The organism is Phytobacter diazotrophicus, assembly GCF_052061655.1.
GTDB lineage: Bacteria > Pseudomonadota > Gammaproteobacteria > Enterobacterales > Enterobacteriaceae > Phytobacter > Phytobacter diazotrophicus.
The window spans coordinates 1,657,189-1,673,406 of sequence record NZ_CM125428.1 but is presented as its reverse complement, the minus strand read 5'-3'; the positions used below and the strand labels follow the sequence as shown (position 1 = coordinate 1,673,406).

The 16,218-nt window shown below is 53.0% G+C and carries 15 protein-coding genes and 1 pseudogene; 7 read left to right on the top strand and 9 right to left on the bottom strand.

Annotated elements, in window-relative coordinates:
* The first annotated feature begins 162 nt into the window (after positions 1 to 162).
* The gene (gene alaA, locus ACS0RQ_RS08080; RefSeq protein WP_039079877.1) at positions 163 to 1,377 is read left to right on the top strand and encodes an alanine transaminase AlaA; all 1,215 of its coding nucleotides are present in this window, start codon (positions 163 to 165) and stop codon (positions 1,375 to 1,377) included.
* A gap of 81 nt (positions 1,378 to 1,458) precedes the next feature.
* Positions 1,459 to 2,058, top strand: a complete 600-nt coding sequence (gene yfbR / locus ACS0RQ_RS08075) for a 5'-deoxynucleotidase (protein WP_079496248.1) — start codon at positions 1,459 to 1,461, stop codon at positions 2,056 to 2,058.
* Positions 2,059 to 2,137: 79 nt separating this feature from the next.
* Here yfbR and ACS0RQ_RS08070 read toward each other — a convergent pair whose 3' ends face one another.
* The 4 genes from ACS0RQ_RS08070 to yfbV all read right to left on the bottom strand — a co-directional run bounded on the left by ACS0RQ_RS08070 (position 2,138) and on the right by yfbV (position 5,760).
* Positions 2,138 to 3,970, bottom strand: a complete 1,833-nt coding sequence (locus tag ACS0RQ_RS08070; RefSeq protein WP_079496247.1) for an SLC13 family permease — start codon at positions 3,968 to 3,970, stop codon at positions 2,138 to 2,140.
* 75 nt (positions 3,971 to 4,045) lie between these two features.
* Positions 4,046 to 4,723: a sugar phosphatase gene (locus tag ACS0RQ_RS08065; RefSeq protein WP_103245446.1), complete on the bottom strand. Its 678-nt coding sequence runs from the start codon at positions 4,721 to 4,723 to the stop codon at positions 4,046 to 4,048.
* Positions 4,716 to 5,210, bottom strand: a complete 495-nt coding sequence (locus tag ACS0RQ_RS08060) for a YfbU family protein (protein ID WP_039079873.1) — start codon at positions 5,208 to 5,210, stop codon at positions 4,716 to 4,718. The genes ACS0RQ_RS08065 and ACS0RQ_RS08060 overlap by 8 nt, the downstream gene beginning before the upstream one ends.
* Before the next feature lie 94 nt (positions 5,211 to 5,304).
* The gene (gene yfbV, locus ACS0RQ_RS08055) at positions 5,305 to 5,760 is read right to left on the bottom strand and encodes a terminus macrodomain insulation protein YfbV (RefSeq protein ID WP_039079872.1); all 456 of its coding nucleotides are present in this window, start codon (positions 5,758 to 5,760) and stop codon (positions 5,305 to 5,307) included.
* Between the two features lie 337 nt (positions 5,761 to 6,097).
* Between yfbV and ackA the strand changes: the two genes are divergently transcribed.
* Positions 6,098 to 7,300 (top strand): acetate kinase, encoded by a 1,203-nt coding sequence (gene ackA, locus ACS0RQ_RS08050; RefSeq protein WP_039079871.1) that lies wholly within the window; start codon positions 6,098 to 6,100, stop codon positions 7,298 to 7,300.
* A gap of 76 nt (positions 7,301 to 7,376) precedes the next feature.
* The gene (gene pta, locus ACS0RQ_RS08045; protein ID WP_039079870.1) at positions 7,377 to 9,518 is read left to right on the top strand and encodes a phosphate acetyltransferase; all 2,142 of its coding nucleotides are present in this window, start codon (positions 7,377 to 7,379) and stop codon (positions 9,516 to 9,518) included.
* 43 nt (positions 9,519 to 9,561) lie between these two features.
* On the opposite strand, the gene ACS0RQ_RS08040 is transcribed toward pta, so the two are convergent.
* From ACS0RQ_RS08040 to yfcF, 5 genes are all read right to left on the bottom strand, one after another.
* Positions 9,562 to 11,364, bottom strand: coding sequence for a vWA domain-containing protein (locus tag ACS0RQ_RS08040; RefSeq protein ID WP_271850115.1), 1,803 nt, complete (start codon positions 11,362 to 11,364; stop codon positions 9,562 to 9,564).
* 5 nt (positions 11,365 to 11,369) lie between these two features.
* Positions 11,370 to 12,428, bottom strand: coding sequence for an AAA family ATPase (locus ACS0RQ_RS08035; protein ID WP_079496244.1), 1,059 nt, complete (start codon positions 12,426 to 12,428; stop codon positions 11,370 to 11,372).
* A 197-nt stretch (positions 12,429 to 12,625) separates the two neighbouring features.
* Positions 12,626 to 13,171, bottom strand: a complete 546-nt coding sequence (yfcD, locus tag ACS0RQ_RS08030; protein ID WP_125124145.1) for an NUDIX hydrolase YfcD — start codon at positions 13,169 to 13,171, stop codon at positions 12,626 to 12,628.
* 52 nt (positions 13,172 to 13,223) lie between these two features.
* Positions 13,224 to 13,775, bottom strand: coding sequence for a phosphodiesterase (gene yfcE, locus ACS0RQ_RS08025; protein ID WP_271850114.1), 552 nt, complete (start codon positions 13,773 to 13,775; stop codon positions 13,224 to 13,226).
* Between the two features lie 55 nt (positions 13,776 to 13,830).
* A complete protein-coding gene (yfcF, locus tag ACS0RQ_RS08020; protein ID WP_271850113.1) occupies positions 13,831 to 14,475 on the bottom strand; it encodes a glutathione transferase in 645 nt (214 codons plus the stop codon).
* Positions 14,476 to 14,602: 127 nt separating this feature from the next.
* Here yfcF and ACS0RQ_RS08015 point away from each other — a divergent pair.
* From ACS0RQ_RS08015 to ACS0RQ_RS08005, 3 genes and pseudogenes are all read left to right on the top strand, one after another.
* Positions 14,603 to 14,719: pseudogene (locus ACS0RQ_RS08015) on the top strand (thioredoxin domain-containing protein); the annotation flags it as partial.
* Positions 14,720 to 14,913: 194 nt separating this feature from the next.
* On the top strand, positions 14,914 to 15,282 hold the full coding sequence (gene folX / locus ACS0RQ_RS08010) for a dihydroneopterin triphosphate 2'-epimerase (protein ID WP_039079864.1): 369 nt from the start codon (positions 14,914 to 14,916) through the stop codon (positions 15,280 to 15,282).
* Between the two features lie 13 nt (positions 15,283 to 15,295).
* The gene (locus ACS0RQ_RS08005; protein WP_039079863.1) at positions 15,296 to 16,201 is read left to right on the top strand and encodes a TIGR01777 family oxidoreductase; all 906 of its coding nucleotides are present in this window, start codon (positions 15,296 to 15,298) and stop codon (positions 16,199 to 16,201) included.
* Positions 16,202 to 16,218 lie beyond the last annotated feature (17 nt).

The following is a 16,218-nucleotide window of genomic DNA, read 5'->3' as shown; positions in this document are numbered from 1 at the left end:
AGATTTAACCAATAATGGTAGTTTAAAAAACGTTAATTGTGATGTGGTTAAGGCAAAATCTTCTTCTGTCCACCCTTCAAAACCTGCGCTCGTGGGAGTACATTGTTCGGTGCTGACTTCCACGGCAGGAAGTGGCACTCACAGCTAAAAGGTCAAAGATTCATGTCCTCCATCGAAAAATCCAGCAAATTAGACAACGTCTGTTATGACATACGCGGGCCGGTTCTCAAAGAGGCAAAACGCCTGGAAGAAGAAGGCAACAAAGTTCTTAAACTAAACATCGGCAACCCGGCGCCTTTCGGCTTTGAGGCGCCAGATGAAATTCTGGTCGACGTCATTCGAAATCTGCCAACCGCGCAAGGTTATTGTGACTCAAAAGGTCTGTACTCAGCGCGTAAAGCCATCATGCAGCACTATCAGGCACGCGGCATGCGCGATGTTACCGTTGAAGATATCTACATCGGTAATGGCGTTTCAGAACTGATCGTACAATCAATGCAGGCCCTGTTGAACAGCGGTGACGAAATGCTGGTCCCGGCGCCGGACTATCCTTTATGGACAGCGGCAGTGTCGCTTTCGAGCGGTAAAGCTGTGCACTATCTGTGTGATGAATCCTCTGACTGGTTCCCGGATCTTGATGATATCCGCGCGAAAATAACGCCGCGCACCCGTGGGATCGTCATCATTAACCCGAATAACCCCACCGGGGCGGTTTATTCGAAAGAGTTATTGATGGAAATTGTCGAGATTGCACGACAGCATAATCTCATTATTTTCGCCGACGAGATCTACGACAAAATCCTCTATGACGATGCCGAGCACCACTCTATTGCCGCGATGGCACCGGACGTGTTTACCATAACCTTTAACGGCCTTTCCAAGACCTACCGCGTTGCCGGTTTCCGTCAGGGCTGGATGGTATTGAGCGGACCGCAAAAACACGCCAAAGGCTATATTGAAGGGCTTGAGATGTTGGCCTCTATGCGTCTTTGCGCGAACGTTCCCGCACAGCATGCAATTCAGACCGCGCTTGGCGGCTACCAGAGCATCAGTGAATTTATCGTGCCTGGCGGGCGTCTTTACGAACAACGCAATCGTGCGTGGGAATTGATTAACGAAATTCCGGGCGTGTCCTGCGTGAAGCCGAAGGGAGCACTCTATATGTTCCCGAAAATTGACGCTAAACGCTTCAATATTCATGACGATCAGAAAATGGTGCTTGATTTCCTGTTGCAGGAAAAAGTGCTGCTTGTTCAGGGAACGGCCTTCAACTGGCCATGGCCGGATCATGTGCGCATCGTCACACTGCCGCGCATGGACGACCTGGAAATGTCCATCACCCGTTTTGGCCGCTTCTTATCCGGTTACCACCAATAATTGCGCCGGGGGGAGGATTTGCATCTTCCCCCACTCTCTGCGCACAATGGCTCATCGTCGCAGTTACAGACAAGGTTTACTATGAGTCAAAGTCACTTCTTCGCGCACCTCTCCCGTCTTAAATTAATCAACCGTTGGCCACTGATGCGTAATGTGCGTACCGAGAACGTCTCGGAACACAGCCTGCAGGTTGCCATGGTGGCACATGCGCTGGCGGCGATTAAAAATCGCAAATTCGGCGGCCAGGTTAATGCGGAGCGAATCGCGCTGTTAGCGATGTATCATGATGCCTCAGAAGTATTGACCGGTGATTTACCCACCCCGGTTAAATACTTCAACTCACAAATCGCCCAGGAATATAAAGCCATCGAAAAAATTGCCCAGCAGAAGCTGGTCGAGATGGTGCCAGAAGAGCTACGCGATATATTCTCAGAGCTGATCGATGAGCATTATTACAGCGCTGATGAAAAATTGATCGTTAAACAGGCAGATGCGCTCTGCGCATATCTGAAGTGTCTTGAAGAATTGTCTGCCGGAAATAACGAATTTATGCTGGCAAAATCGAGGCTGGAGAAAACACTGGATGCCCGACGCAGTCCGGAAATGGATTACTTCATGCAAGTTTTTGTACCAAGCTTCCATTTATCGCTTGATGAAATAAGCCAGGATTCACCGCTTTAATACGCTTCTTTCCGTTTACGACGTTACCCTCCGTCTGAAAAAGGTTAGCCCGGCGCTCACACTGCCGCCGGGGTAATCTTTAAAACGGAAACAGAACAGGGATCAACACGACGCACACCGCCATGACGAGCAGAGTAAACGGCACGCCGATTTTCACGAAATCGCTGAATTGATAATTACCCGGCCCCAGAACCAGCGTATTTACCGGTGATGATACCGGCGTCATAAACGCTGCCGAGGCAGCCATCGCGACAACCATCGCGAAAGGATAAGGAGAGACCCCCATCGATTTTGCCGTCGCCAACGCGATAGGCGCCATTAAGACAGCCGTCGCGGTATTGGAGATAAATAGCCCGATAGTGGCGCACAACACAAACAGGCATACCAGCATCATATAGGGCCCATAGCTGCCGCCGAAATCGAGTAAAGCTTTAACGACCAGATCTACCCCACCCGTTTTTTGCAGCGCCAGCGCAAAGGGCATCATCCCGACGATCAAAATAAGGCTTGGCCAGTGAATGGCTTTATAGGCGCTCTCAGCATCAATACAGCGGAATTTCCCCATCAGCAGGCAGGCCGTGATTGCCGCCACCGGATTGGGGATTTCATCTGTCAGCATCAGCGCAACCATCAGCACCAGACAGAATATCGCATGAGGCGCCTGGTTATGGGCAGGAGAGACGGCGCTCTCTTCCACGGGCATATTGAGAACCAGAAACTCTCGTCCTTTCTGGCCCAACTGGCTAATTAACTTCCAGTTACCCACCACTAATAAAATATCCCCGAGTTGCAGGGGTTCATCGACAACGACGCCGGGCATTGCCTCTCCGTCACGTTTAAGCCCAACCACGTTTAAGCCATAACGGGTACGAAAGCCAATTTCACGTACGGTTTTACCTAATAACTCGGTCTCCGGTATCGGCGAAACTTCCGCCATCCCCACATCCAGAGCCTGGTCGGAAAAGTATTCACCGCGTAAAATCATCGGCTCCAGCAGTTGTTCGGCGCAGAATTCACGTAAATCGACATCCGCCGCCGACATATCAATGAGTAAAACATCGCGGGCGCGAAATTCCGATACCCCATTAACGTTAACAATCACGCGACGGAAACGTCGCCAGCGTTCAACACCGATAACATTCGCGCCATAGCGTTCACGCAGTTTCAGATCGTCCAGCCGCTGGCCAATTAAGGGGGAGCCCGGGCGAATTGCCAGGCGCCTGGCGCGCCCTGTCAGCCGGTACTCTTTTATCAAGTCGCGGAAGGTACGCCGTTTCCAGCCGTCACGCTGGCTGTCGTCTTTGTCGCTCTTAAGCATAAAGCGCATCAGCAGCATATAGACAATGCCCATCAGCAAAATCACCAGCCCCAGCGGGGTAACGCTAAAAAAACTGAACCCGGCCAACCCCTCACGTAGCAGTTCGCTGTTGACCACCAGATTTGGTGGTGTCGCCACCAGCGTCATCATGCCGCTGATAAGCCCGGCAAAGCTGAGCGGCATCATTAAACGAGAGGGAGAGATTTGCATACGCATCGAGACGCTGAGCACCACCGGAATAAAAATCGCCACTACGCCTGTGGAACTCATAAAGGCACCAAGCCCTGCGACGGTGAGCATCAGCAGAACCAGCATTTTAATTTCGCTGCTGCCGGCCATTTTTACCAGCCATGACCCCATGCTGGTCGCCACGCCGGTCCGTACCAGTCCGTCACCAATAATGAAAAGCGCGGCGATCAAGACAACGTTGGGATCGCTAAAACCCGATAACGCCTCGGTCATCGTCAACGTCCCGCTAAGAATAAACGCCACAATGACCAGCAACGCCACCGCATCCATGCGCACTTTACCCGTCGCAAAGAGGACGACAGCTATCATCAACAGGCATAACACCCAGATAAGCTCACCGTTCACAACATGTCCTTGTTTAAAATGGGGTGATTCATCTTGCCATAAAAAAGCCCCGGCGGTGCGGGGCTACATCATGACTCAGGCTTTTCGTCTGACAACGACATGACCATCAGGCTGCTTTGTCACGACCACTTCATCCAGACGAGCAAGCACAAAGTCCGCCTCATCCAGACGCGGCGAATCGGCAGGCACATTCACCGCGATTACATGGCAGTTCGCTGCAAGGCCAGAAAGCACACCGGCCCCTGCGTCTTCCACCACCACACACTCTTGCGGCGGCAAACCCAGCAGTTTTGCCCCAAGCAGGTACGGGTCCGGCTCAGGCTTGCCGCGCTTAACCTGCTCCGCCGTGACAAATACATCCGGCATCGGCAAACCCGCCGCCCGGTGGCGGGCATGAGCAACAGGGATGGAGCCCGACGTCACGATGCCCCACGGGATATGGGATTCAGTGAGATGGTTCAGTAACTCGAGCGCGCCGGGCAAGGCCACGACACCTTCGGTATCCGTCGCTTCAATCTCCTCCAGCCAGGTAAACTCCGCTGCGATATCCTCTTCGGAGCGACCGGCCATAAAGTGACGTAACGAAGTAATGGCCTGTTTGCCATGGATAAAATTCAGCACTTCGTCATGATCGATGCCGAAGCGGTCGGCCCAACGGCACCATGACCGCTCCACGACGGGCAACGAATTCACCAGGGTGCCATCCAGGTCAAACAGAAATCCTTTGCACTGCACGCGAGCCTCCTCAGGCATTAATAATTTGGTTAATTTCATTCGCGCTCAGATGATACTGGCGCGGGCAGGAGTGCCATACATTCAACATACGCTGGTATTTTTCCCACATTGGCGTCTGGGCATTAAAGCCGTGTGTACCGGCATCGAAATGGGTATAACGCCCTTCAATATTGACCATAAAGCGTACATAGCCGAGATAACGCGCTTCGGTGGCGGCATCAAAACCCAAGAAGGTGACGCGGCGTTCATCAATAGATTGCGCGTCTTTCAGATTGGCCCAGGAGACATGTAACGCGTGGTACATCTCCATAATGTCGATAACAGTACGGCAGGTTTCTTCTTTAAGTTCACCGAATTCACGATCCAGCTCACGCATTTGCAGACCATAGCCGCGCTCGATAATGGTCTGCAGGCGACGATAGCGCTCGGCATTAGCAGGATCCATCATGGTCATCATTTTATACTGATTAGACAAAATCAGTCGTTGGGCATTGGTCATTTCCATCTTACGACTCCTGTGCGCGTTGAAGATTAAAAAAAAGACACGGTAACTATTAATGGTTACTGTGCCTTTTTTTACTGACCGTTTCGATGATCAATCACAAGTCATCAAGGAAAGTTTTATCGAGTTGTTTGAAGGCGCGCTTAAGCGTGTCAGCTAATGCCTGATAATCCGGCTTACCTTCGACAGGCGCCAGCGCCTGCCCCGCCTCCTGCAATTTACCGCGGACTTCATAAAACCAATGCAGAATTGATGGGGGCAACGGCGTGACAGAGCGCTTACCAAGCCACCACAGCCCTTGCATAGGCAGGCTCAGGGCAAACAGCGCCGTCGCGACAGCCGGGCCTAACTGCCCGCCAAGAGCGATTTGCCAGCACAGCGTAAACACAGCAACGGGCGGCATAAAGCGAATGGCATAACGGGTGGCGCGTATCGTCCGATTCTCAATAAATAGCGGGGCGAGGCTTTTTTCCATGGGCCAGGTCTTCGCATAGTGCTGTCCCCGGCGAAACAATCCAAAAAAATTGACGGGGCGATTTTCTGAAGTGGACATGGCGTTACCTCAACTTCACATATAAAAATTAAAATAATTGTGCAAAACAACAACTGTGCATGACAACGTTAAAATTTTTTGTCAATTGCGCACGGTATCAGGTATCCTGTGCCTGCCTTAACAGGCCGTAGACGAAGTGTGGTCGCTCGTCAACTTTGAAGTCCATTATGCCACTGTCTGAAATTTGCGCAAAATGGCATAAAATCTTAAGTATTCTTTCCATCATGCCAGAAAATTAATCAGGCATGATGTTAATCATAAATGTCAGCGTCATCATCCGTTATTCTGTGAGACTCACTGACGTTTTTTTAGCCACGTATCATAAATAGGTACTTCCATGTCGAGTAAGTTAGTACTGGTTCTGAACTGCGGTAGCTCCTCACTGAAATTCGCGATCATCGATGCAGCCAACGGTGAAGAGTACCTTTCTGGTTTAGCCGAATGTTTCCATCTTCCTGAAGCACGTATCAAATGGAAAATTGACGGTGGTAAACAAGAAGCGGCTTTAGGTGCAGGTGCCGCTCACAGTGAAGCGCTGAACTTTATCGTTAACACTATTCTGGCACAAAAACCAGAACTGTCCGCACAACTGACAGCGATCGGTCACCGTATCGTGCATGGTGGCGAAAAATACACCAGCTCCGTGGTTATCGATGAGTCCGTTATTCAGGGCATTAAAGATGCAGCCTCATTTGCACCGCTGCACAACCCGGCTCACCTGATCGGCATCGCGGAAGCACTGAAATCTTTCCCGAGCCTGAAAGACAAAAACGTTGCCGTTTTCGACACCGCATTCCACACCACGATGCCGGAAGAGTCTTACCTCTATGCTCTGCCGTACAAATTATACAAAGAGCACGGCGTTCGTCGTTACGGCGCGCACGGCACCAGCCACTACTATGTGACCCAGGAAGCCGCTAAAGTTCTGAACAAACCGGTTGAAGAACTGAACATCATCACCTGCCACCTGGGCAACGGTGGTTCTGTATCCGCCATCCGCAACGGCAAATGCGTTGACACCTCCATGGGTCTGACCCCGCTGGAAGGTCTGGTGATGGGTACCCGTTCTGGTGATATCGACCCGGCTATCATTTTCCACCTGCATGACACCCTGGGCATGAGCGTTGAAGCTATCAACAAAATGCTGACCAAAGAGTCCGGCCTGCTGGGTCTGACCGAAGTCACCAGCGACTGCCGTTATGTAGAAGATAACTACAAAGATAAAGAAGACGCAAAACGTGCCATGGACGTTTACTGCCACCGTCTGGCGAAATACATCGGCTCTTACACTGCGCTGATGGATGGTCGTCTGGATGCAGTTGTGTTCACTGGTGGTATCGGTGAAAACGCAGCAATGGTGCGCGAGCTGTCCCTGGGCAAACTGGGCGTTCTGGGCTTCGAAGTTGATCACGAGCGTAACCTGGCTGCCCGTTTCGGTAAGTCTGGCTTCATCAACAAAGAAGGCACTCGTCCGGCTGTTGTTATCCCGACAAACGAAGAGCTGGTTATCGCGCAAGACGCGAGCCGTCTGACTGCCTGATTTCACACCGCCAGCTTAGCTGGCGGTGCTGTTTTGTAACCCGTCAGAAATGACGGTAACGAAAAGAGGATTAACCGTGTCCCGTATTATCATGCTGATCCCTACCGGAACCAGCGTCGGCCTGACCAGCGTCAGCCTGGGCGTGATCCGTGCTATGGAACGCAAAGGCGTTCGTCTGAGCGTCTTTAAACCTATCGCCCAGCCACGCGCTGGCGGCGATGCGCCAGACCAGACCACCACCATCGTACGCACCAACTCCGGCCTGCCAGCGGCAGAACCGTTGAAGATGAGCTACGTTGAGTCCCTGCTCTCCAGCAACCAGAAAGACGTGCTGATGGAAGAAATCGTCGCACGCTACCACGAGAACAGCAAAGACGCTGAGGTTGTGCTGGTTGAAGGTCTGGTCCCGACCCGCAAACACCAGTTTGCTCAGTCTCTGAACTTTGAAATCGCGAAAACCCTGAACGCGGAAATCGTGTTCGTGATGTCTCAGGGCACCGATACTCAGGAACAACTGAAAGAGCGTATCGAACTGACCCGCAGCAGCTTCGGCGGCGCGAAAAACACCAACATCACCGGCGTTATTGTTAACAAACTGAACGCCCCGGTTGACGATCAGGGCCGTACTCGCCCGGATCTGTCTGAAATCTTTGATGACTCCTCTAAAGCGAAAGTGATCAAAGTTGACCCGGCAAGCCTGGCGGCTTCCAGCCCGCTGCCTGTACTCGGCGCAGTACCATGGAGCTTCGACCTGATTGCGACCCGCGCAATCGACATGGCGCGTCACCTGAATGCGACCATCGTTAACGAAGGTGAAATCAGCACCCGTCGCGTGAAATCTGTGACCTTCTGTGCGCGTAGCATCCCGCACATGCTGGAACACTTCCGCGCAGGTTCTCTGCTGGTGACGTCTGCAGATCGTCCTGACGTGCTGGTTGCCGCATGTCTGGCCGCGATGAACGGCGTTGAAATCGGCGCGATCCTGCTGACGGGTGCCTACGAAATGGACCCGCGCGTCAGCAAACTGTGCGAACGTGCATTCGAAACCGGCCTGCCGGTATTCATGGTTGAAACCAACACCTGGCAGACCTCTCTGAGCCTGCAGAGCTTCAACCTGGAAGTGCCGGTTGATGACCATCAGCGTATCGAGAAAGTTCAGGAATACGTTGCCAGCTACATCAATGCAGACTGGATCGAGTCTCTGACCGCCACGTCTGAACGTAGCCGTCGCCTCTCTCCGCCTGCCTTCCGTTATCAGTTGACCGAACTGGCACGTAAAGCCGGTAAACGCGTTGTACTGCCAGAAGGCGACGAACCGCGCACCGTTAAAGCAGCGGCTATCTGTGCTGAACGCGGTATCGCAACCTGCGTACTGCTGGGTAACCCGGAAGAGATCAACCGTGTTGCTGCGGCGCAAGGCGTTGAACTGGGTACGGGCATCGAAATTGTTGATCCGGAAGTGGTACGTGAAAGCTACGTGGCACGCCTGGTTGAACTGCGTAAGAGCAAGGGGATGACCGAAGCCGTTGCCCGCGAACAACTGGAAGACAACGTTGTTCTGGGTACCCTGATGCTGGAGCAGGACGAAGTTGACGGTCTGGTTTCCGGTGCGGTTCACACCACGGCGAACACCATTCGTCCGCCGCTGCAGTTGATCAAAACAGCACCGGGCAGTTCTCTGGTCTCTTCCGTGTTCTTTATGCTGCTGCCGGAACAGGTTTACGTTTACGGTGACTGTGCAATCAACCCGGATCCGACCGCTGAGCAACTGGCAGAAATCGCGATTCAGTCCGCTGATTCCGCTGCTGCCTTTGGCATCGAACCGCGCGTGGCAATGCTCTCCTACTCTACCGGTAACTCCGGTGCGGGTAGCGATGTTGAGAAAGTCCGCGAAGCAACTCGTCTGGCGCAGGAAAAACGCCCGGATCTGGTTATCGACGGTCCGCTGCAGTACGACGCCGCCGTTATGGCCGACGTTGCGAAATCCAAAGCACCGAACTCCCCGGTTGCAGGTCGCGCTACCGTGTTCATCTTCCCGGATCTGAACACCGGTAATACCACCTACAAAGCGGTACAGCGTTCTGCTGACCTGATCTCCATCGGGCCGATGCTGCAGGGTATGCGCAAACCGGTTAACGACCTGTCACGTGGCGCACTGGTTGACGATATCGTCTACACCATCGCACTGACTGCAATTCAGTCTGCTCAGCAGAAATAATTGCCGTTAACTGAAAAAAGCTCCTGCATGCAGGAGCTTTTTTTTAGCTTAGCGAAAACACTTTTCCTCGCGGGACAAAGGGCAGCCGACGATTCTGTGGCAATAACCAGGCATGCTCCATTTTCACCGAAACATTATTCTCGCAAAACCCGTCGGTAATGATCAGTAATGGCCCTCCACGTGGAAAATCTCCGCGCAACGCCAGGCTATCCAGTAATTCAATACCCGGCTGCAAGACGGTACCGCCTCTCCCTTGCAACGTAAAATGGTGAAGGAGTTGTTCAGGCTGGACCCACCCGCGATCGTAAGCTTTTGCATCACAACAAATAAAGCGCACGGCAAACACCTCGCGCGCCAGTGAATAACTGGCGATGGCACCAAGCGCCTTGCCCAGCAACTGAGGGTCCATCGATCCGGACGTATCCAGAACGACGCCAAAAACGCGCGAATGCCTTTCTTCTTCGCTCGGGGCTTGAATAGCTGGCCGGGGGATATCCGGTGTCGCACTCTGACGGCGAGACGGACGCGCATAGGTACGACGTCGCTCGGGCGGCGGGAAATGCTCATCGAACCACTCAGCCAGGGCGACATCCCAGGGGACAGGCGGTTGCGCCAGGCTGCGGATTTCTTCAATCAATCCCGCAGGCAGCGCCCCCCGGCTCTGACCATACAGACAACGCTCCATCCCCTGATACAAGGCCCGACGACAATAGGCCTCGGCATTCGTAAATCGCGGATCGCCATCCTCGCCCAGGATATCGCCCCCCGCCCTGCCCCTGAGGGTGATAAGTTTACGTGACCGGCGCATATCCATGGCGAGCGAGTCATAAATTTCTTCTGCCGACATCCCCCTAAACTGGGCATCATAGAGCAATCCCAGCTCCGGCGGCGCGCCAACCTGCATCTCAATAAGCCAGTCGTTGATGATAAAATCGCAGGCCACATTCCACAGTTCCGCGTCGCGTCCGCGGCGCCGGGATGCATGGTTCAACCCTGCATGTAACAACTCATGGGCAAAAACAAAGAGCATCTCAGCCTGGTTTAAGCGGGCCGTCGGGTTGATCCAAATTTTGCCAATACCGACGTCGATCGCTGCCACCGCAATATCATACTGGCTGCATAATTTCGCATCTTCTTCAATGTCGAATCCTGCCGCCAGCGCGCCCAGCAAGGGATAAAGGGTCATTATCTGTTGTCGGGCTTTCTGCGCTAACGTCAGCTTATATTTCTGCCCCTGCTGAGGCTGGTACCCCCCGACCTGTTCGAGTGCCTGGCTGACGCTATTGCTCAGGCCATCCGCCAGCAGTTCCTGCCAGTTGACGGAATGATAGCGCGATGATTTTTCAACGTGGACAAAATGACGTTGCTCGCCGCAATAGATGGTCTGCCAGCGGGCAAGCGATTCAGAAATACCCTCTTCCTGCAACTGGCGAAACAGAAGCTCCGCGTCGCTGTGTATGTCCTGGGGGAAAAGGTAAGACTGCAACTCTTCTGGCAATGGGCCGATTTTAAGGCCTTCGCAAAAATGCATTGTAGAAATCAGTACTGCCAGCTCCCAGGTAGCCGCAGGCGTCCGGGGGGTGATATAACCAAACCCCAGCGCCGCCAGCGCCTGGGCAACCATCCGCGCCCATTGTTCTGGCCGGGCATGGCGCTTTGCATTAAGCCACAAATAGCCATCATTGCTGATTGCCAGCCAGTTTTTCGCACTCACCTGCGCGTGCGTATGGTCAAAACGCACATAGATGTGAGCGAAAATGGGCGAGAACAACGGATGCCATGCAATAATCTGCAACCCTGCCTGACAAGCATCGAGCGCAGGGTTGCGCTCCGTTTTGCGTTTCATTGTCCTTAGTTCCTTACCGCCAGGCGAGGAAGATCGCGTGCAACCTCCAGTAAAAACCAGGCCGGAAGCTTTTTGCCATTTTCGTCTTCACTCATCACGGATTGCGCAATCTCGACGCTGATTCGCGCCAGCGTTTTCAGACAGTCTTTCGCTCGCATCGCAAGCTGCTTGTGCTCATTACGCAATGCCTTGTCCGTTTCGGGCAGCTCTTTATAAAGATGGGTACGGAAAGATTGGGCAAGGAAATAGAGAATGTCGCGATCGGCAGGATCGTCCGGCCAGTTCGCATCGCCTTTAAGAATGGAGGAAACGGTATGTTTTTGGCGAATCTGTTTGATAAACCCTTTAAAACTCGCCGCATGTGCAGGCGATAAAAGACCATAAATCAAGGCTTCCAGCATCTCATCACTGATAGCCTCACCAAATGATTTAAGGGCATCAGAAAGCATGTGCCAACTGCGTGGCGTCGAAAAAGGTTCTTCATGCTTCGGTGGCTCATTCCAGAGTTGATCCGGACGTAGCTGAATGTACTCCACAACCCAGGGGTGAATGGAGGATTCATTGATAGCCCAGTGCAGCCACTGACGATGGTCGGCGCGCAGATGGACATGCACCATGCGGTTGATCAACGCCGAGGGCATCGGTTTCACGATGGCCGCATCTTTAGCACGGTTCCCAGCACCAATGACGACGGTGCCCTCCGGCAGCCGATACTCACCAATACGCTGCTCCAGAATTAACGAATAAAAAGCTTTCTGAATTTCATGGGAGGAGGCGTTCAGCTCATCCAGGAATAAAACGAAGGGTTTGTCACGGACAATATTTGCCGGGGGATAAAATCGCGAACACTGCCCGTCAATTTGTGGAATACCCAGCAGGTCTTCTGGCGCAAGCTGGCTACCCAGTAGCGAGACGCACTCCATGCCGACCTCATCAGCAAAACGTCGCACCAGGGCACTTTTACCAATCCCCGGCGCCCCCCATAAAAAGACAGGGCGGGTAATGGCAACATTCAGGAGAAATTCAAAGGTCTGATCGGGTGTCAGTTGAATAGCTGAAAGCATATAAAAATTCCTTTTTCATTATATTTTTCGCAACCTTTCAAGGTAATACAAAAGCGAAAACCCGTCACCTTAAATTTTCCGCTGCTCTTTTTACGCGCCTTTTCCGTGCGTAAAAAAGCCACGCTGATTATTCATCAGCATGGCTCATTGACGTGTTCAGTTCACCGCGTGTTCAGGCCAGGCTTTTCGCCGTAACCTTATTCTGTTTCTTCGACTTTTTCGACAGAGTTGCTGGCGTTACGGCTCATCCACAGCGCCAGCGCTTTTAACGAATCCTGGGTGAATTCATCGCAGCGGGCGGTGATCTCTTCCGGCGTCATCCACCAGACTTCGCTCACTTCCTCTTCCTGCAGGGCAAACGGGCCATGAGAGACACAGCTAAACAATCCGCCCCACACCCGGCAGTGTTCGTCTTCAAAATAAAATGTGCCATGTTCAGCAAACGGGACACCGGCAATACCAAGCTCTTCTTCGGCTTCGCGGCGAGCGGAATCCAGCAACACTTCATCAGCCTGCACAACGCCGCCTGCGGTGGCGTCCAGCATACCCGGCATAAAATCTTTGGTTTCCGTACGGCGCTGAACCAGGATCTTGCCCATCCCATCATGGACGACAATATAGGTCGCGCGGTGGCGCAAACATTGCGCGCGCATTTGCTCGCGACTCGCCTGGGCGATGACTTCGTTGTCCTCGCTGACAATATCCACCCACTCCGTGCCTGTAAAATGATTCGGTTCCACCATCAGAAATGTCTCGTCATTGCGCTCTTATGGCGCGTTTTGGTTGAAGGGTAACTTACGGATTAATCGCGACCTGTGCAATAAGCCGCTTATCATTCAGTGCCATTACGCGCAAAACACCCTCTTCCAGCATGCCGTAACTGGCGTCGAATCCCCCTTTGGGAATACTCACCGAGCCCGGATTAAAGTGAAAAATGTCACCCTGCCGCTGCGCCACCGGCAGATGAGTATGACCATAGACCAGCACATCACCCTGCGCCAGCGGCGGTAAATTATCCGGCCCGAACAGGTGACCGTGGGTCAAAAACAGCCGCTGGTCAGGCAATAATACTTGCTGCCAGGGGGCCGTAATGGGGAAATTGAGCAGCATCTGATCGACTTCGCTGTCACAGTTGCCACGTGCCGCAATAATACGCGACGCGTGTTCATTCAGCCGCTCCGCCACCTGCGCGGGCGCGTACCCTTGCGGCAGCGCGTTTCTTGGCCCGTGGTTCAGCACATCACCCAAAATCACTAACCACTGCGCCCCGCTTTCAGCAAAAAGCGCCAGTACGCGTTCGGTGGCAGGTAGCGAGCCATGAATATCGGATGCGAACATCAGTTTCATCACTACACCTCAGGTTAAAGAGAATGCCGTATCATACCGCAAGTGCGGCCAGGTCTCAGCCCGCACGCTTCGCCGACAGTGCGACATAGCGTTGTATTGAGGAGCGCTGCCACTGGAAGGTGGCGTAATCCACCAGACGCTCCGGTACCTCATCGCCATTCATTACCAACCGGTTAATCATCAGGGCCAGATCGGCATCGGCGATACACCACTCGCCAAACAGATTCGGCTTACCGTGCGCCAGTAATTCCCCGGCAAGGGCAAAGAGTTTGGCGGCACTCTGCTGGCCTGCGGCGCTGAGCGGCGCTTTCTTCTCCCGGGCGAAAATTACGTCGGTGCTGCGCTCTTCGCGAATCGGCATCAAATCGCTGCGGATCCACGCCTGCACCTGACGGGCACGGGCGCGTTTTTGTAAGTCGTGAGGGTAGATACGTTCATATTCCGGCGGTGCAAAGCGCTCTTCAAGATACTCATCAATTGCCGAGGATTCGCTGAGCTCGAAACCGTCAATTTCCAGCACCGGCACGCGGCGAGTAAGGTGATAGCCAGTCCATCCCGTCTTCTGCTGCTCGCCGTGTTCCAAATCAATGGTTTTCAGGGTGAAGGGCAACGCTTTTTCCTGCAGCGCAACATAAGCAGACATGACATAAGGGGAGAAAAAATCCGCATCTGACCACAACGTGATTGTCGACTCGCTCATAACATCCTCTCAACGATTAGGTTTTTCATCAAAATATAACGTCTTGTTAAGAGTGTCACTTGATCAAAACTCAAGGCCGATAAGTAACGCTTATACTCATTAAAACCCCTATTGCGCCAGGAAAAAAATGAGTGTTCTCTTTTACGCTGCAACCTCTTGCGGGCAAAAAATCACGCTTTTTCTTGAAGAAGCGGAGCTTGCCAGGCGGCTTATTCGGGTGGATATCAGCAAAGGCGAGCATTACAGGATGGGTCATGGCTAATGCCCACCAGCGGCAGCAAATCGTACTGGGTAATGACCCGGCGGTTAATAACAGATTTGAGCGTATTCGCACCCGGCCTGTGGCGATACTCGCGCTGGCGAAAGCGCAGTAAATCTAAATGGCAGCAATGTTTTCCTTGTGTATGATGAGACTGTTATTACTGAGGGAAGCCTGCAATGTCACAACCAGACGCCATTATTCGGATTAAAAATCTGCGCCTGCGCACATTTATCGGTATCAAAGAAGAAGAGGTCATCAACCGTCAGGATATCATTATTAATGTCATCATCCATTATCCGGCCGATAAGGCCCGCGCCAGCGAAGATATCAATGACGCGCTAAACTACCGCACGATAACTAAAAGCATAATTCACCATGTCGAGAGTAACCGCTTCTCGTTATTGGAAAAATTAACTCAGGATGTGCTGAATATCGCACGCGAACATCACTGGGTCACTTATGCTGAGGTTGAGATCGATAAACTTCACGCATTGCGTTACGCCGACTCTGTGTCCATGACCATGAGCTGGCGTCGTCAAGCGTAGCCCTGGAGGTTGCATGAAGATTCTGATTACCGGTGGTACAGGCCTGATTGGTCGTTTTTTGATTCCTCGTTTACAAGAGCTGGACCATTCCATCACCGTGGTGACACGCGACCCCGCCAAAGCGCAACAAACGCTTGGCGATACGGTGGCGCTGCTACCAGGTCTGGACGATCTCACTGACCTCAACGATTTCGACGCCGTCATCAATCTGGCGGGCGAACCGATTGCCGAAAAGCGCTGGAGCGATGAGCAAAAACAGCGCCTGTGTGAAAGCCGCTGGAAAATAACCCAGAGGCTGGTCGATCTCACCCTCGCCAGCGCGAATCCACCGGAAGTATTTATCTCCGGCTCTGCTGTCGGTTATTACGGCGATACGGGAGATGCGGTGATCACGGAAGACGAGACGCCGCATAACGAATTTACCCACGAACTGTGCGCCCGCTGGGAGCAAATCGCCAGCGGTGCGGAAAGTGAACGCACCCGCGTCTGTTTACTGCGCACCGGCGTTGTGATTGCGCGCAAAGGCGGGGCAATTGCCAAATTACTGCCACTCTTTCGCGTCGGGCTTGGCGGCCCGGTCGGTACCGGTCACCAGTACATGTCCTGGATTCATATCGACGATATGGCTAACGGCATCATCTGGCTGCTCAATAACGACCTGCGCGGCCCGTTCAATATGGTTTCGCCCTACCCCGCACGTAACGAACAATTCGCTCACGCGCTGGGACATGCGCTTAATCGCCCGGCGGTTATGCACGCCCCGGCCGCCACCGTGCGCCTGATGATGGGAGAGTCCGCCGTGCTGGTCCTTGGTGGCCAGCGCGCGCTGCCAAAACGACTTGAAGCCTCCGGGTTCGCGTTTCGCTGGTTCGATTTAGAAGAAGCGCTCAAGGATGTGGTGACACCCCCACCATTATAAGGCGTTTACCTGCGCCA

What these genes read in the sequence shown, in the direction of transcription:
- alaA (WP_039079877.1), top strand. Translation starts at nt 163, where the DNA reads ATGTCCTCCATCGAAAAATCCAGCAAATTAGACAACGTCTGTTATGAC.
- yfbR (WP_079496248.1), top strand. Translation starts at nt 1,459, where the DNA reads ATGAGTCAAAGTCACTTCTTCGCGCACCTCTCCCGTCTTAAATTAATC.
- ACS0RQ_RS08065 (WP_103245446.1), bottom strand. Translation starts at nt 4,723, where the DNA reads ATGCCTGAGGAGGCTCGCGTGCAGTGCAAAGGATTTCTGTTTGACCTG.
- ACS0RQ_RS08060 (WP_039079873.1), bottom strand. Translation starts at nt 5,210, where the DNA reads ATGGAAATGACCAATGCCCAACGACTGATTTTGTCTAATCAGTATAAA.
- yfbV (WP_039079872.1), bottom strand. Translation starts at nt 5,760, where the DNA reads ATGTCCACTTCAGAAAATCGCCCCGTCAATTTTTTTGGATTGTTTCGC.
- ackA (WP_039079871.1), top strand. Translation starts at nt 6,098, where the DNA reads ATGTCGAGTAAGTTAGTACTGGTTCTGAACTGCGGTAGCTCCTCACTG.
- ACS0RQ_RS08040 (WP_271850115.1), bottom strand. Translation starts at nt 11,364, where the DNA reads ATGAAACGCAAAACGGAGCGCAACCCTGCGCTCGATGCTTGTCAGGCA.
- ACS0RQ_RS08035 (WP_079496244.1), bottom strand. Translation starts at nt 12,428, where the DNA reads ATGCTTTCAGCTATTCAACTGACACCCGATCAGACCTTTGAATTTCTC.
- yfcD (WP_125124145.1), bottom strand. Translation starts at nt 13,171, where the DNA reads ATGGTGGAACCGAATCATTTTACAGGCACGGAGTGGGTGGATATTGTC.
- yfcE (WP_271850114.1), bottom strand. Translation starts at nt 13,775, where the DNA reads ATGAAACTGATGTTCGCATCCGATATTCATGGCTCGCTACCTGCCACC.
- yfcF (WP_271850113.1), bottom strand. Translation starts at nt 14,475, where the DNA reads ATGAGCGAGTCGACAATCACGTTGTGGTCAGATGCGGATTTTTTCTCC.
- folX (WP_039079864.1), top strand. Translation starts at nt 14,914, where the DNA reads ATGTCACAACCAGACGCCATTATTCGGATTAAAAATCTGCGCCTGCGC.
- ACS0RQ_RS08005 (WP_039079863.1), top strand. Translation starts at nt 15,296, where the DNA reads ATGAAGATTCTGATTACCGGTGGTACAGGCCTGATTGGTCGTTTTTTG.